Origin of the sequence: Fictibacillus sp. BK138 (genome assembly GCF_004216955.1) — a bacterium.
GTDB lineage: Bacteria > Bacillota > Bacilli > Bacillales > Fictibacillaceae > Fictibacillus.
This window is the reverse complement of the sequence record NZ_SGXL01000001.1, coordinates 1,577,413-1,592,906: the sequence shown is the minus strand read 5'-3', so window position 1 is coordinate 1,592,906 and position 15,494 is coordinate 1,577,413. Positions and strand designations below refer to the sequence as shown.

General features: G+C 38.8%; 16 protein-coding genes and 1 pseudogene. 1 reads left to right on the top strand and 16 read right to left on the bottom strand.

Annotated elements, in window-relative coordinates; all coding sequences use genetic code 11:
• Nucleotides 1-106 precede the first annotated feature (106 nt).
• From EV282_RS07875 to EV282_RS07810, 14 genes are all read right to left on the bottom strand, one after another.
• Complete coding sequence (locus EV282_RS07875; protein ID WP_130295192.1) at nt 107-1,894, bottom strand: ATP-binding protein; 1,788 nt, start codon at nt 1,892-1,894, stop codon at nt 107-109.
• Nucleotides 1,891-2,607: a response regulator transcription factor gene (locus tag EV282_RS07870; RefSeq protein WP_066290571.1), complete on the bottom strand. Its 717-nt coding sequence runs from the start codon at nt 2,605-2,607 to the stop codon at nt 1,891-1,893. Before EV282_RS07870 ends, EV282_RS07875 begins: the two co-directional genes overlap by 4 nt.
• Before the next feature lie 158 nt (nt 2,608-2,765).
• Nucleotides 2,766-3,950: a c-type cytochrome biogenesis protein CcsB gene (gene ccsB, locus EV282_RS07865; protein ID WP_130295190.1), complete on the bottom strand. Its 1,185-nt coding sequence runs from the start codon at nt 3,948-3,950 to the stop codon at nt 2,766-2,768.
• A 28-nt stretch (nt 3,951-3,978) separates the two neighbouring features.
• Nucleotides 3,979-5,583, bottom strand: a complete 1,605-nt coding sequence (gene resB, locus EV282_RS07860; protein ID WP_130295188.1) for a cytochrome c biogenesis protein ResB — start codon at nt 5,581-5,583, stop codon at nt 3,979-3,981.
• A 12-nt stretch (nt 5,584-5,595) separates the two neighbouring features.
• Complete coding sequence (resA, locus tag EV282_RS07855; protein WP_130295186.1) at nt 5,596-6,120, bottom strand: thiol-disulfide oxidoreductase ResA; 525 nt, start codon at nt 6,118-6,120, stop codon at nt 5,596-5,598.
• 53 nt (nt 6,121-6,173) lie between these two features.
• Entirely contained in the window at nt 6,174-6,920 is a 747-nt protein-coding gene (locus EV282_RS07850; protein ID WP_066290582.1) for a pseudouridine synthase, read from the bottom strand.
• Nucleotides 6,921-7,013: 93 nt separating this feature from the next.
• Nucleotides 7,014-7,547 (bottom strand): spore maturation protein, encoded by a 534-nt coding sequence (locus EV282_RS07845; protein WP_130295184.1) that lies wholly within the window; start codon nt 7,545-7,547, stop codon nt 7,014-7,016.
• Complete coding sequence (locus EV282_RS07840; protein WP_130295182.1) at nt 7,548-8,141, bottom strand: nucleoside recognition domain-containing protein; 594 nt, start codon at nt 8,139-8,141, stop codon at nt 7,548-7,550.
• On the bottom strand, nt 8,135-9,304 hold the full coding sequence (locus tag EV282_RS07835; protein WP_130295180.1) for a D-alanyl-D-alanine carboxypeptidase family protein: 1,170 nt from the start codon (nt 9,302-9,304) through the stop codon (nt 8,135-8,137). The genes EV282_RS07840 and EV282_RS07835 overlap by 7 nt, the downstream gene beginning before the upstream one ends.
• 80 nt (nt 9,305-9,384) lie before the next feature.
• Complete coding sequence (locus EV282_RS07830) at nt 9,385-9,939, bottom strand: isoprenylcysteine carboxyl methyltransferase family protein (protein WP_319005288.1); 555 nt, start codon at nt 9,937-9,939, stop codon at nt 9,385-9,387.
• 2 nt (nt 9,940-9,941) lie between these two features.
• Nucleotides 9,942-11,021: a type III polyketide synthase gene (locus EV282_RS07825; protein ID WP_130295177.1), complete on the bottom strand. Its 1,080-nt coding sequence runs from the start codon at nt 11,019-11,021 to the stop codon at nt 9,942-9,944.
• Between the two features lie 269 nt (nt 11,022-11,290).
• On the bottom strand, nt 11,291-11,650 hold the full coding sequence (locus EV282_RS07820) for a hypothetical protein (protein WP_226535021.1): 360 nt from the start codon (nt 11,648-11,650) through the stop codon (nt 11,291-11,293).
• A 17-nt stretch (nt 11,651-11,667) separates the two neighbouring features.
• A complete protein-coding gene (gene scpB, locus EV282_RS07815; protein ID WP_130295173.1) occupies nt 11,668-12,261 on the bottom strand; it encodes an SMC-Scp complex subunit ScpB in 594 nt (197 codons plus the stop codon).
• 6 nt (nt 12,262-12,267) lie between these two features.
• Nucleotides 12,268-13,011, bottom strand: coding sequence for a segregation/condensation protein A (locus tag EV282_RS07810; RefSeq protein ID WP_130295171.1), 744 nt, complete (start codon nt 13,009-13,011; stop codon nt 12,268-12,270).
• 136 nt (nt 13,012-13,147) lie between these two features.
• On the opposite strand from EV282_RS07810, the gene EV282_RS07805 reads away from it, so the two are divergent.
• On the top strand, nt 13,148-13,660 hold the full coding sequence (locus EV282_RS07805) for a DUF309 domain-containing protein (protein ID WP_130295169.1): 513 nt from the start codon (nt 13,148-13,150) through the stop codon (nt 13,658-13,660).
• 279 nt (nt 13,661-13,939) lie between these two features.
• Here EV282_RS07805 and EV282_RS07800 read toward each other — a convergent pair whose 3' ends face one another.
• Together EV282_RS07800 and lysA are read right to left on the bottom strand one after the other, a co-directional pair.
• Nucleotides 13,940-14,374 carry a peptidylprolyl isomerase gene (locus tag EV282_RS07800; protein WP_066290613.1) on the bottom strand — a complete coding sequence of 145 codons (435 nt, stop codon included), beginning with the start codon at nt 14,372-14,374 and terminating at the stop codon, nt 13,940-13,942.
• A gap of 68 nt (nt 14,375-14,442) precedes the next feature.
• A pseudogene (gene lysA / locus EV282_RS07795) lies at nt 14,443-15,438 on the bottom strand (diaminopimelate decarboxylase); the annotation flags it as partial.
• Nucleotides 15,439-15,494: the final 56 nt, after the last annotated feature.

The following is a 15,494-nucleotide window of genomic DNA, read 5'->3' as shown; positions in this document are numbered from 1 at the left end:
TCTTTTTACAAATCAATTATAACCGACTGGAGAAAATTGTGAAATCATTTTTTTGACTAGTTCGCTGTTCCTTATGAAACAAGATTAATCGGGAAAGAATGATAATTTATTTCACAGTTCGAGGTATTACGAAAGAGAATGTCGTACCTTCATTATTTTTACTATGAACATTTATTTGGCCGCCATGCGCTTCCACGATGTTCCTGGCGATCGCAAGACCTAGACCTGTGCCTCCTGATTTTCCTCTTGTTCTTGCTTTATCACCTTTATAAAAACGTTCAAAAACAAAGGGAAGATCTTCTTCTTTAATTCCTGTACCGTTGTCTTTAATGGAAAATTTAACTGCCTTTTCACTTGATTCTATCGACAGACGAACAAATCCTCCGTGTGAAGTATGACGAATGGCGTTATCAATTAAGTTAGTTAAAACTTGCTCAATTCGGTCAGGGTCTATTTCCATCTCGTCATGGTTACCAGAAATATGGAGTGTCAGCTGTATATCTCTGTCTTTTGCAGGACCTTGAAACTTTCGAACGATACGTTCAGCAAATGGCGGAATTGCTAAGTGTGTATAATGGAGCTTCATATGCCCTGCTTCTAACCTGGCAAGATCGAGCAGTTCATTAACAAGCCTTCCCATCCTTTTTGATTCATCTAATATGATGCCTGCTAATTCCTTCTTTTCTTCTTCCGACTCTGCAACATCATCCACAATAGCTTCACTGTATCCCTGAAGCATCGCTATTGGTGTCTTGAGCTCATGTGAAACGTTTGCTACAAAATCTTCTCGCAATTTATCCATTCGCCGCTCTTCTGTCATGTCACGCAAAACCGCAACAGCACCGCGAATTACCGAGTGATCATATAAAGGTGTCATGACTATAACCCATGAACGGCCCTGTATGTTAATTTCAGTCATCTGCTCGCTTTCAAGTGAGACCACTTGCTGAAAAAGCTGAGTGACTGCAATCGGAACATTTCCTTTCACTTCACTCTTCATGCCTGATTCATAATAAAAAGCTTGTAAGAAGCGGTCAGCCGGAGGATTAGTAACAAGAATATTCATCTTCCTGTCAAACGTAATAACACCATCAGCCATTGAACTTAAGATGCTTGTGAGCTGTTCTTTTTCCTGGTTTAGCGCTGTAATATTATTTTTAAGCTGACGTCCCATACGGTTGAAGGTCATTCCCAGTTCACCAATCTCATCATGTGTTAAGATCGGCACCTTCATATCAAATTCACCTTTTGCGACGGATGTAGCTGCTTCTCTCATTTTTCTAAGAGGAGCCGTTATTCGTGTGGATAAAAAGAAAGCAAATATGATCGTGAGTATAATTGCTATACCTGCCGCTAAAAAGATAAGATATTTCGTATGATTTGTAGTTTTGGTTATATTTTCGATCGATTGATAAACATAGACACCGCCTTTACCGTTACCTGTCTCGTACGGTTCACCGTAAACGATCATAGTATGAGCAGATTCGTTATCATTCGAAATTATGGGGAATTCTCCGTTTATATAAATCTTTTTCTCTTCATCCACTACTGAAGATAACTGTTCGTTATCACTAAAAACAGAAACAGGAATGTAAGGAGCATCACTAAATGATTTTGTGGAGATAAATGATTCTTGATTTTCGTCAATGATCATAATGGACATCGAATAAGCTTCTGCCATTTCACTTGTGATCCTGATGGCTTCTTCTTTATTTTCATCGTTCTCCATAATCAGAACGAGCCTGTCTGCCATTTTCGTTAATTGTTCTCTTGCCTGATTGTCATAAAAATTCTCGAAAAACTGGGTAAGCAATATCGTCAGTACGGTCAGTACGACTAATACCAGCAATAGAATGGTTACCGAAAGTTTCCCTACAACACTTCTCCAAATCATTCATTTCCCGCCTCAAATTTATATCCAACTCCCCAAACTGTTGCTATCATAGAAGCAGCATCCGGTGAGACTTTGTTTAATTTTTCACGCAGTCTTTTCACATGCGTATCTACCGTTCTTAAATCACCAAAAAATTCATAATTCCAAACATCCTTCAATAGCTGCTCACGGGCATAAACTTTATCTGGTGTTTTGGCTAAATAGTACAGCAGCTCATATTCTTTAGGAGTTAAGTTTACTTCTTTACCACCTGCTGTAACACGATGAGCGTCATGATCGATTGTCAGATGCTTGAACACAACCACATTTTTTGCAACCGTTTCCGTTTGAAGGAACTTTGTTGGTGAAGATCTTCTTAAGAGTGCTTTCACACGCAGGATGACTTCTCTTGGACTGAATGGTTTAGCGATATAATCATCTGTTCCAGCTTCAAATCCCTGGATTCTGTTCAGCTCTTCACCTTTTGCTGTTAGCATGATTACTGGGGTGGCTTTCTTTTCTCTAAGTTTTTCACACACTTCAATACCGTCCATACCCGGAAGCATCAAATCAAGCAGAATAAGATCAAAATTAATGGACACCGCCATTTGAAGAGCTTCTTCTCCATTTTCTGCTTCATGTACTTCGTAGTTTTCTCTTTCCAGGTACATCGTTAATAATTTGCGAATCCGTTCTTCATCGTCGACCACTAATATTTTAGCTTCTGTATTCATTTTCAAGCCTCCACATGAATTCATTGAGAAATTTTTCCTATCAAATCTATCTTGTTTCTATCATACATGAATTCTTCCTCTTGGAACAAACAGGATACTCTCCATCATACTTTATAAAAAAGCCCCTCTTTTATAAAGAGAGACTTTTATGAAACTTATTATGCGTATGAGTGCAAGCCTACTAATACAAGATTTACCGCGATAAGGTTAAAAGTAATGATCCAGAAACCTAATACGCAAAGCCAAGCAGACTTCTCGCCATGCCAGCCTCTTGATAATCTTAAATGAAGATAAGCAGCATAGAACAAGAAAGTGATCAAAGCCCAAACTTCTTTAGGATCCCAGCCCCAGAATCTTGACCATGCCTCCTGAGCCCATATCATCGCAAATATCAAAGCGCCTAAAGTAAATATCGGAAAACCGATCGCTACTGCTCGATAACTGATTTCATCAAGAAGATCAGGATTAATTCTCACCTTCGGCTGAAGGGCGGCCGCAATTCTTTTTCTTAAAATCAGTCTTAACAATCCATATAAAATTGCTCCTGAAAGAAGTGACCAAATAAACGTGTTTAATTTAATTGATGCGTTGGCACCATTCATCCATGATGGTGTAGAAAAAAGCGGACCGAAAGAATCATCCAGCTGTTCTCCGTTTGCTGGTCCTGCTATTGCCGGCATATCATAAACAATCTTTTCCGGCTGGTTCTGATCGTTCATGATTTCAAAGCTTGCTTCATAACCTGCGCCTTTGAAAGCCAAGGAAATGATAATGAAACCTACTACACTTATTAAACTGTACAGAACGATCTCGATCCACTTCGTCTTTTTAGAAGAAACAGATTGGTCTACAGTGCGAATTAAATAAATTAATCCTGAAACGAATGAAATAGCTAATATTCCTTCACCTAGAGCCGCTGTAGTAACATGAATCTTAAGCCAGTCACTTTGCAGAGCTGGAATAAGCGGTGAAATATCTTTCGGAAACATACTTGCATATGCAATAACTAGCAAAGCCACCGGCATCGCAAAAACACCTAAGCCATTCGTGCGGTAGATCGCATATAAGATGATAAATGCAAGTACCATCATCATTCCAAAGAAAGTTGTAAATTCAAATAGATTACTTACTGGAGCATGTCCGCTAGCTATCCATCGTGTAATGAAATACCCAAGCTGCGCTGCAAATCCAACACATGCCGTTATGAATCCAATTTTACCCCATTTTTTTGTATGAGCTGCTTTTTCATGTTTTTTATCTGAGATAGACATCGCAAAAAACAGGGTAGAAAATAAATAAATCATGAATGCGCCATACAAAAGCGTACTGCTAATTTCAGCCATCCTAAACCCTCCTGCTCGAACGGTACTCCTATTTAGTATCAGATTCCTTATCGACCAAAGCTATCAAGCTTGTTTTTTCACTAAGGAAATCTAAATCTTTCTTCAAGCCATACCAGTTCTTATTCGTGTGAGCTGCTGCCCACACTCCATCTTGATTCTGTTTAATCCAAATTCTTCTATAATTCCAATATAGACCTTGCGTGACACCGATCATGAAAATAACTCCGCCAAGAGCAATAATCCAGAGCGTATGGTCTTTCCTAACCGTTAATGCCGTTAAGTCCTTAGTCTCGATCCCTGCAAATGACATTTTAAATTGATTCTCACCAGCTTCAATGTTCTTTTGAATACCTACAAAAGCTTTTTCACCTTTTGGAGTTTCAGGAGAATACATTGAAAATACAAAAGCAGGATTATCAGGTAAATTGTTCACGGTTGAAGGCTGGCTTTGCTCATTAAGAATAAAGTTTGGAAAATACTCTTCGATCTCAACCCTGTAGCCATTTCCCAAATCATACTTTTTCTCAGGTTCATGCAGATCAACTGTCAGCTTGCCAAACTTCTTGCCCGTTGCCTTCTCTTCTAATTCAAAACTCATCTTACTGAATTCATTCAGCTTAAAATCAGTCTGATAGAGTGCGAATGAATCAAATTTAAACGGTTCATTTACCCGAATCTCACCGTCTTTTACTTTGATTAGTTCGGGTTCCTCTCCTATTGTATGATTAGGCGTTGTTTTGTACAATGTCACATTGCTCTGATAGTTTTTTGCTACTTCTCCATCTACTGAACTTAGTGCACTATTAAACTTCTTTTCTTCCTTATCATACATTTCGAGAATAAATTCTTTGTTTTCTAAGTAATATTGTCCGTCATCACTCTTCGTACCTGGTATTGACGCTTTTTCCCCTTCTCGGACCCAAAGAATTTCATCGACATACATTCCTGGGAAGAATCTAAGCATCGCGCCAGTTAAGAAGATAATTAATCCAACATGGTTTACATATGCGCCCCATCGGGAAAAACGGCCTTTCTCCGCAAAAAGATTGCCTTTTTCTTCACGTACTTTATAGCGCAATGATTCAAGTGTATATTTGATCTCTTCTAGCTCTGCTTCTTCACTTACCGAGAACAATCGCTGGTTCTTCATAAATTGGTCATGTCTTGTAACTCTTTGCGTCTTTAATGCTTTATAAAGCGGTATTCCGCGATCAAGGCTAGCAATAATAATAGAAAGCCCCAACATACCAAGGAGAATGATAAACCACCATGATCCATAAAGTTTATGGAAGCCCAACAAATAATAGATTAATCCAAGTGTTCCGTATTCGCTTTCATAATGAGTCGCAGGATCAACATTAGGAGGGATAAACGTTTCTTGAGGAAAAATTGTCCCTATTGCAGCAGCGACCAGTATGATAATAATCAGCCACACTCCAACTCTTACAGATGAAAAGAAGTTCCAGGTATGATCTACAAACGTTTTTTTATACGTTTGCGATCGTCTGGCGCTTCCTTCATAACGCATGCTCGATAGTACTTCAACGTCGCTATCCAGTGGCTTCCCACAGGCTTGGCAAAGACTTGTACCGTAAGGGTTAGAGTGCCCGCATTCACATGTTATTGATTGCATCTTTTCACCCCGTTACGGCTTGATTTTTTCCATAAAGGAAATAATTTTCTTTTCAGACAGTGATTCACTCGTTCGTCCTACCACTTTTCCGTTCTTATCAATTAGAATCGTTGTTGGAATAGGACCTATACCGTATGCTTTCGTTACTTCTCTCTGTTTATCCATCGGTATTGGAAAGGTTAAACGATAACGATCTGCAAAGTTTTTTACTGATACATTCGTTTCACTGACATTTACAGCAAGAATTTCTACACCTTGTTCTTTGTAGGTTTCATATTGCCTTTGCATATAGGGCATTTCCCGTTCGCATGGCTTACACCATGTTCCCCAAAAATTTAAGAAGACTCCTTTACCCCGGTAATCTTCAAGTTCAACCCGATTGCCATTAAGATCAGTAAGTACAAAATTAGGAGCCTTGTCTCCCTTTTTTATGTAAGTACCACTTTCTTCAAAGATACTGTTATAGATTGTATAACCGATCGCGATAACTAAGATGGCAAGCAAAGCAGAGCGAAACCATAATCTTTTTTTCTTCAACGTTATCCGCTCCTTTTAGCCGCTTCCATTTTACTATAACTTGAAAAAAAAGCCTATCTACGGCTTTTTTTTGACGTTTGTGTGACAGCCATGTTTCTTAGCTGCTTTATTTCATGTGGAGTTAATTCTCTAAACTCACCTGGATTAAGTCCTCTAAGATCAAGAAAGCCGTATCTTTCGCGCTTCAGCTTCATTACTGGACAACCGATTGCTTCTAGCATTCGCTTGACCTGCCGGTTCTTTCCTTCATGAATCGTTAATTCTACGATGGCAGTTCCTTTTTTCTTATCGATGGATGTAACCTTCACTTTCGCAGGTGCAGTCATACCATCTTCTAGTCGAATTCCTCTTTCAAGCTGCTTAATCTTTTCTCTTGGAGGAATTCCTTTCACTTTAGCAATGTAAACTTTATCCAACTGGTAACGTGGATGCATCAGCACATTCGCAAATTCTCCGTCATTGGTCATGATAAGGACACCTGTAGTGTCGTAGTCTAATCTGCCAACCGGAAATACTCGTTGTTCGATGATATCTTTGAAATAATCAGCAACTGTTTTACGTCCTTTATCATCAGAGACTGCTGTTATTACTCCTGAAGGTTTATACATCAAAAAATAAACGGGCTGCTCCCGTTGAATTTGTATTTCGTTCACTTCAATTTTATCTTTTGTTCCGACTTTTGTGCCGAGTTCGGTCACAACATTTCCATTCACTTTCACTTTGCCTTCACGGATTAATTCCTCTGCTTTTCTTCGGGAAGTTATACCGCTCTGAGCAATCACTTTTTGCAATCGTTCCATGATTTCACCTCATGTCTCATCATACCTTCATTATTCGTAATACTCAACCACGTTAAACGTAAAAAAGAGCCGAAATGGCTCTTTTTGTTCGTTTTATGAGTAAAAAAGAAGTGAAATTGCAGCGATGGATGCTAGAAATCCGATTAAGTCTGCTAAAAGACCAACCTTTAAAGCATATTTCATCTTTTTAATACCGACCGCTCCAAAATATACTGTCAATACGTAAAATGTCGTATCTGTACTTCCTTGTATCGTGGAAGCCAACCTTCCAATAAAGGAGTCTGGTCCATGAGTTGCTATAAGATCAGAAGTCATACCAAGTGCCCCTGTCCCGGAAATTGTTCTCATCAAACCGAGCGGAACGACTTCTGCTGGTATATGAAACAATGAAAATATGGGACGCATAGCAAGCATTACATAATCCAATGCTCCTGATGCTCTGAAAACAGATATAGCCACTAGCATACCGACTAAGAACGGAATAATATTAATCGCAATAGAGAACCCTTCTTTCCCTCCTTCAACAAACGTTTCATAGGTTGGGACTTTCTTATAGGTTCCATAGATCAATATAAAGCCAATGAGTAGAGGAATGAACCAAATCGAGAAAGATTGAACAAAATTCATCTATTTACCTCCCTTTTGCAAAGAGCGGTAATAGTAATACCTGTCGATCAGGATGGCTCCAACCGTTGCAACAGCTGTCGCTAAAAGTGTCGGTGCAACGATATCAGTCGGAGATTGAGAGTTATAGCTCATTCTTATTGCGATGATTGTGGTAGGAATTAATGTGATGCTTGATGTATTAATCGCCAGCAAAGTGATCATAGAACGACTTGCTTCGTTCTTTCCGCCATTAAGAATCTTAAGCTGTTCCATTGCTTTTATACCCATTGGAGTGGCTGCGTTTCCAAGTCCTAGCAAGTTCGCGGCCATATTAGAAAGAATGTACCCTTGCGCTGGATGATCTTTTGGGATATCAGGAAAAAGCCATTTGACAATTGGACGAAAAAGGTACGCAAGAACTTCTAACAATCCCCCTTTTTCTGCTATTTTCATAATCCCAAGCCAAAAGACAAGAATACTTATCATAGCAAAACTTAGAGTTACAGCTTCTTTCGCACTCGTGAAAATGGCTTCATTTACCTTATCCATATTTCCGTTAATAGCTGCAACAACAAATCCAATCACCATCATTCCGACCCAAATGTAATTCACCATGAGCCATTGTGCTCCCTTGCAGCAAAGAAAAGCTGGTTCAGCATGTCTTTGAATATTGTCCAGATGCCATCTTTATGAGGTTTTATTAAGGCTTTTCCATCATAATAAAGGGGTAAATCTGCTATTCTTAAATCATTTAAATCTATAAAATATCTACCTACTGGTTTTGGAATATCTTCTTCTTTCCATTCACCAGATTTGGGCAATTTATATAAATGAATGGAAGAAGAGATCTGTTTAATCTCTTCTTTCATCAACGGATAAGAAAAAGTACGGTTTGCCTCAACCTTCCCTTTATATCCTTTATCTTTAATACCGGATACTTTCCCTTCTTTTATTAGCTCGGTCATTTGAAAGGAGTGAAATCCCCACTCGAACATATTTCTGTGATCTTCCCAGTCGTCAGGATCATTCAAAGTAACTGCGATAAGCTCCATTCCATCTTTCTCTGCGGTTGAAACCAGAGTTCTTTTTGCGCGTTTTGTATAGCCCGTTTTTCCTCCAGTGGAATTCTCATAAAGCTTCAACATTTTATTTTTGTTACGCCACACTCTGTCCCACTTTTCTCCCGTTTGCTCAGAACGGTATACCTTCGTTGCTGAAATATCTTTAAACATATCGTTGGTCATAGCATACTTAGTCAGAAGTGCCATATCATAGGCGGTCGAATAGTGATCTTCGTGTGTATCAAGACCATGAGGATTTCGAAAGCGAGTATGTTTCATTCCTATTTCTTCTGCTTTCTGATTCATAAGATAGGCAAATCCATCTAAACTTCCGCCTACGTGTTCTGCGATCGCAACAGCAGAATCATTTCCTGACCTCAGCATCAATCCGTACACCAGGTCAGTTAATGGGATTTTCTCACCAGGTTTTAAATAGAGAGATGATCCCTCTGTTTTTGCAGCATGTTCAGTTATGGTTACAGTATCCTGCATTTTTCCTGACTCAATGGCAAGGATAGCTGTCATTATTTTTGTTATACTCGCGATTCTCATGGGACGATGTTCATTCCGCCCATATAAAACCCTTCCTGATGATTGTTCCATCAGTACAGCCGCTTTTGCTGATACACCAGGTTCAGCTTTTGCTTCTTGCGGGAAAACTGCAAGGATAAGCGAGCATATTACAATATAAATAAGAGGTGAAATGATATGTTTCATTCGAAATCCCGCCCTTTAGGTGTTTTGTAAAAGTTTATGCAAACAAGGACAGGTTATGAATGGGATTTACTTCCGCTGTATTATTGACTAGGAAAGAAACGTTGTTTTTCACCGTGTCTATTCTCATAATCAGTGAGTTCCATTAATGCTTTTTCTTCTGCTGGTATTCGAACACGGAGCATCAGAATATTTAATATTGTAAAAAGAAATGCAGTAACATAAGCTCCAAAAATAAGAGGAATGACTAAAAGCTCTAAGGATACGACTAAGTAATTAGGGTGTCTTATAAAACGATAGGGTCCTTTCGCTACAACTTCAGCACCTGGAAGCAGAATGATTTTTGTATTCCAGAAAACTCCCAATGAGGTGATCGCCCAAACACGAATTACTTGGGCAATTAAGAACAATATGAATGGAATCATCCACCATGAAGGAGAAAAAGCCCCAAAGACCATTACTTCAGCAAATAAAAAGAAAAAGAATGAGACATGCATAGTTACCATCCATTTATAGTGGCTGCTCCCAGCTTCCACTGCTCCCTTGGCTAAGAGAGTTTCTTCGTTCTTTTTAGCGATTTTCACTTCTGCCAGTCTCTGGATTATTAAAAAAACCCAAAAAACGAGAAACCAATTCACCGTTATTTCCTCCATTCTACTAACAAGAGCTCTGATGAGAAACCAGGGCCAAGCGCTGCCATAATGCCTAAATCTCCTTCATTCTGTTCTATCGCCATAAATTGTTTTAGTACATAAAAGACAGTAGCAGAAGACATGTTGCCATTTGACATAAGCACATCTCTTGAAATATCAGTTTTGGAAAGAGGAAGGCCCAGAGCATCAACATATGCCTGAAGGACTTTCTTACCTCCTGGATGGGCTATAAAATTTTTAATCTGTTCTCCGGTTAGTTGATTTCGGTCTAGGAACTCATCAACGTTCGGCTTTAGCCAGGTACGGATCACATTTGGTATATCACGAGAAAACACGACATAAAGACCAGTATCTTTTACCTCCCATCCCATCACATCTTCTGAATGAGGTTTTAATGTGGACATTGTATCTAAAATATATGGCTTTAGTTCTGAAGATTTCCCTATGTCTGATTCGTCACCGCATATAAGTGCACAAGCAACTCCATCTGCAAAAAGGGAAGTCCCTACAAGATTGCTTTTAGAAAAATCCTCATGCTGAAAAGTCAGGCTGCATAATTCAACACTCAATACGAGAACGTTTGACTTTGGATATGCCTTACAATAATCAAAAGCTCTTGAAAAGCCGGACGCACCACCTGCACACCCTAAGCCCCAAATAGGTATTCGTTTTGTATGAGAGGAAAACGGAAGCATATTCATGATCCTGGCTTCAATACTTGGTGTAGATAAACCTGAACTAGAAATAAAAAAGATTGCGTCAATATTTTCATAAGGAATTATGGGTCTGTCTGCGTGCCCCATGCATTTTTGTATGCACTCTGCTCCGAGATTCGTAGCAAAGTCTATGTATAAATCATTTTTTTCCTGAAAACTTCTTTTTTCTTTAAACCATTCAATTGGCATTACAAAATATCTAGATGAAATCTCACCATTTTGAAAAACTTTTAATAATCGTTCAATATCGGAAAAGGCATCCTGAAATAAGTTCCTTGCAAATTCCATCGTTTCTTTTTGCGAAAGTTTATGCGGAGGATTAACGGTTTCGACTGCTGCTATTCTGGGCAAAAGATTTCTCTCCTTCAACTCGTTATACTTTTTTATAATTTACCCTTAACCCTTTATTTAAAACAGATCGATTAAGAAATAAAAGGCTGTCTTCGTAAACATCGTTGCTATTAGTAGATGTTGATTTCCGCTCCAGGATGCTCGTTTTCCGCGGAACGTACGGTGAGCCTCCCTATCGCTTCGCGGTGTATGGGCTTCATATTCAAAGGAACCATATTTCAGAACTAGCCAAATAAAAAAACAGCCAAGTACTTGGCTGCTCAATACAATTATTCAAATGACTTTAGAAGAGTTGTTAATGTTTTTTCATCAGGATTCATAAAAAGACTCTTAAAATCTTCATATTCATTGATATAAACTCTTTTTCTTTTCATATATGATTCATTCTTGCTGAGTGCTGTTAATGCTGCTATTTCACGAATTTTATATTTTTGAAGATACTGCTTCCAGAAATCATGCTGTGTTAATTCATCTTCAAGTTTTTCTTCAAAGTAACGTACATAGAGAAGATGAAATGTATGTCTAACACCATTTATTTCGTAAGTTGCTTCTGATCGGTTAAAAAAATCCTCTGATGTATTCGGTTTCTCTTTTTCTAATTCAATACCATCAATATGATGAATCAGCAAAACAGCTTCCCCCTTAATTAGTTATCTTCAAAAGATATAGATTCCTGAAACTTTGAAAAGAATAGATCTGCTTCCTGTTCCACATTTTCCTCTTGAATGTTTTCAGGGAGAGGAGGCAGTTCTTTAATCGTCTGCAGACCGAAATGATCTAAGAACGCTTTGGTAGTCCCGTACAAAATCGCTCTCCCAGTTCCTTCTGCTCTTCCCACTTCTTTTACTAGCCCTTTTGCAGACAAAGTCTGAAGAGGCTTTTCTGTTTTAACCCCTCTGACTTCTTCGATCTCTGATCTAGTAATAGGCTGTTTATAGGCAATAATCGCTAAAGTCTCAAGAGCCGCTTGTGAGAGGGTGGAGTGACCAGGGGTTTCAACAAGACGCTCGTAATAAACAGCATGATCTGGTTTCGTCACGAATTGAAGTGATCCTGCGTATTCGACGATCGTCATACCTCTGTCAGCTGAAAGGTAGCTTTCTTTCAGCTCATTAATAATCTCATCTATGTCTTTGCTTTCTTTCTCAAGCACTTGTGCAATTTGTTTTCGGTCGATACCTTCATCTCCGCTGACAAAGAGCAAACCTTCAATAACCGCTTTTATTTCATTTCGTTCCAAATCCTTTTACTCCTCTATCATGGTAATATAAATTTCACTAAAATGGTCTTGCTGCTCACAGTTAATACTTTTCACCTTCATTAATTCCAAGATAGCCAGAAATGTAACAACAACATGTTCTTTTGAACTTTTTTCAAAAAGATCTGTAAAACGTCTTCTGCCCCCGACTGAAAGGAGTGTCTGTTTAATCTGATCCATTCTTGTTTCTATCGGTATTTCCTGGCGTTCAATCGTTGTTTGCCTTGGTGCACGAGTCACTTTTTCCTGAAAGACTCTCTGCATAGCCTGCAGCATGTCATAGAGCGTTACATTCGTTACCTGCTGGGCAGTTTCTTCTTTTTCGAACCGACTTAGATCTAGCGGTTCTCTTGTATAAACTAAGCTTCTTGCAGCTTCTCTTTCTTTTAATTCATCTGCTGCAAACTTATATTTTCGGTATTCGATTAATCTTCTCACCAATTCATCTCTCGGATCTTCTTCAACGTCCAATTCCATCTGCTGATCTAGAAAATCATCTTCATGCTTCGGCAAAAGCATCTTGCTTTTAATCGCAAGCAAAGTTGCAGCCATGACTAAATATTCACTGGCGACATCCAGTTTGAGCTCTTTCATCGTATGTATATATTGCAAGTATTGCTCAGTAATTATTGCTACAGGTATATCATAAATATCTACTTCGTATGTTTGAATTAAATGAAGCAGCAAATCAAGCGGACCTTCAAATCCATCAAGCTTCACACTATATTGCATAACATTTCCCCAGTTTTATCAACGTTTTTTGTATTATAAAATTATATCATATTTTCAACATACAGAAGCTGTATTTTTATTAGTCAGTAGCCTGTGGTAAACTAAATGCGTAAAAACAAAGGGGTGTGGGCACAAGTTGAATTATCCAAAAGCTTGGATTGATTATTTGATCTATTTCCATACTGACCAAGACTATTTTGAGTGTCATGAAGTACTCGAAGAGCATTGGAAGAACGAAGGAATGAAGGGCAACCTTTGGCCGGGACTCATCCAGATCGCTGTAGCTCTCTACCACCAAAGACGCGGTAATATGAACGGTGCAAAAAGAATGATAACAAGCGGAATTGAAAAACTTTACACAGAAAAAACAGCATTGATAGCATTAGGTGTTGAGATCGAACCGTTTTTTCATGTAGTTGAGGATCGGAAACGTGAGATTGAACAACAAAAAAAGTTCCAGCCGATCTCACTGCCCTTAACATCCGAATTATTAAGAGTATGTTTGTTAAAAACAGCGAAAACTGAAAGTGGTTGGTGCATCAACCACAATCCAGGTGAGAATATAGTTCACAAGCATAGATTAAGAGACAGAACCTCTGTAATTGAAGAAAGAAAAAAGCAAAAACTTCACAAAAAAAGATTTGATTAAAAAGAAATTGCCTAAAACTCTTGCCTGTTTGTATGCTTGCAAGAGTTTTTTATGATTTCATCCCGCATATGGATTCATAAGCGGTAAATAATTTTTAAGCACGGTAGATCAAATTTATTTCACAGTAATCGCTTTTTTATGCACGGTAATAAATAATTTATAGAAAATTCGACAAAATGACGTCAAACGTTACTTAAGAATAATTGCTGATCCTTCTCTCATCGCCAGTTATACCTTTTGAAAACAAAAAAAACCCCGGATACCCGGGGCTGCTTCATATTACTCTTCCCAAACTTTAACTTCTTTCATTACATCGCCTTGTTTAATGCGCAAAACAGTGTCCATTCCTTCAGTAACTTGTCCGAAAACTGTGTGTACGCCATTCAAATGCGGCTGAGGCTCGTGTACGATAAAGAACTGGCTTCCACCAGTGTCACGGCCAGCGTGAGCCATAGACAGAGATCCTGCTACATGTTTATGAGGATTCCCTTCTGTTTCACAAGGAATTGAGTATCCAGGACCGCCTGCGCCAGTTCCAGTTGGATCTCCACCTTGTGCTACGAAACCAGGAATTACACGGTGGAAAGTTACTCCGTTATAAAATCCTTCGTTTGCAAGCTTTTCAAAGTTCTCAACAGTTCCAGGTGCTTCTTCTTGATATAGATCAAATAAAATCTTTTCGCCATTTTCAAATTCGATTGAACCTTTTTTCATTAAAATAGGCCTCCTTATGTTTCATTCACCTACCATTGTACGGTTAAATGAAAGCCTCGTAAACTAATTTACACAAAAACCTTTGATTCAAGAGGTAGATCTTGTCTGATTAAGTCTGCATAAGTTTCTCGCTTAACAACAAGCTGACCCTCACCATTTTCTACAAATACTACAGCAGGCCGCTGAATCCGATTATAATTGTTGGCCATACTGTAACCATATGCTCCTGTACAAGACACAGCAAGATAATCTTGATCCGTTACTTCAGGCAGCTCCAGATCCCAAATCAGCATATCTCCGCTCTCACAGCACTTTCCTGCAATGGATACTGTTTGGACAGGCTTATCGTTCATCTTGTTTGCTGTATATGCGTCATATTTGGCCTGATATAGAGCTGGACGGATATTATCTGTCATACCCCCATCAACAGAAACATAATGTCTTACACCTTCAATCTCTTTTTGAGAGCCGATCGAATAGATCGTTGTCCCCGCATCTCCAACGAGTGATCTTCCTGGTTCGATCCATAGTTCTGGCATTGATTTTCCGTCGAAATGAGCCATTTTACGATTAACTTCATCGATCATAGCCATAACATATTGCTCTGGCTCAAGAGGAGTGTCATCAGAAGTATATTGGATTCCAAAACCCCCGCCAAGATTCACGACGCGAGGAAAATATTGAAAGTCCTCTTCCCAACTCTTAAAGTGACTAAAAAGCTTATCAATGGCTAAAGTAAAACCTTCCGTTTCGAAGATTTGAGAACCTATGTGACAATGTATACCGAGAACCTCGAAAAACTCAGAATTCAGGACTTCTTGCAAAGCTTTATCTGCTTGCCCGCTCCCTAGGTCAAAACCAAATTTAGAATCTTCCTGGCCGGTTATGATGTAATCATGTGTATGTGCTTCAATGCCAGGAGTAAGACGCAATAAAATTTTGACTTTCTTATTTAGTTTTCTGCAAAGCATCTTTAACAGGTTTATTTCATAAAAATTGTCTACTACTATACACCCTACACCTGCTGTAAGTGCGAATTCTAATTCCTCAGTGCTCTTGTTGTTTCAGGCGGTGAACTCTATACGGCGCTCCAAGCAGAATTCCCTGCAGAACGCATCCA

Coding starts and splice junctions, on each gene's coding strand:
- EV282_RS07875 (WP_130295192.1), bottom strand. CDS start 1,894: ATGATTTGGAGAAGTGTTGTAGGGAAACTTTCGGTAACCATTCTATTG.
- EV282_RS07870 (WP_066290571.1), bottom strand. CDS start 2,607: ATGAATACAGAAGCTAAAATATTAGTGGTCGACGATGAAGAACGGATT.
- ccsB (WP_130295190.1), bottom strand. CDS start 3,950: ATGGCTGAAATTAGCAGTACGCTTTTGTATGGCGCATTCATGATTTAT.
- resB (WP_130295188.1), bottom strand. CDS start 5,583: ATGCAATCAATAACATGTGAATGCGGGCACTCTAACCCTTACGGTACA.
- EV282_RS07850 (WP_066290582.1), bottom strand. CDS start 6,920: ATGGAACGATTGCAAAAAGTGATTGCTCAGAGCGGTATAACTTCCCGA.
- EV282_RS07845 (WP_130295184.1), bottom strand. CDS start 7,547: ATGAATTTTGTTCAATCTTTCTCGATTTGGTTCATTCCTCTACTCATT.
- EV282_RS07840 (WP_130295182.1), bottom strand. CDS start 8,141: ATGGTGAATTACATTTGGGTCGGAATGATGGTGATTGGATTTGTTGTT.
- EV282_RS07835 (WP_130295180.1), bottom strand. CDS start 9,304: ATGAAACATATCATTTCACCTCTTATTTATATTGTAATATGCTCGCTT.
- EV282_RS07810 (WP_130295171.1), bottom strand. CDS start 13,011: ATGCAATATAGTGTGAAGCTTGATGGATTTGAAGGTCCGCTTGATTTG.
- EV282_RS07800 (WP_066290613.1), bottom strand. CDS start 14,374: ATGAAAAAAGGTTCAATCGAATTTGAAAATGGCGAAAAGATTTTATTT.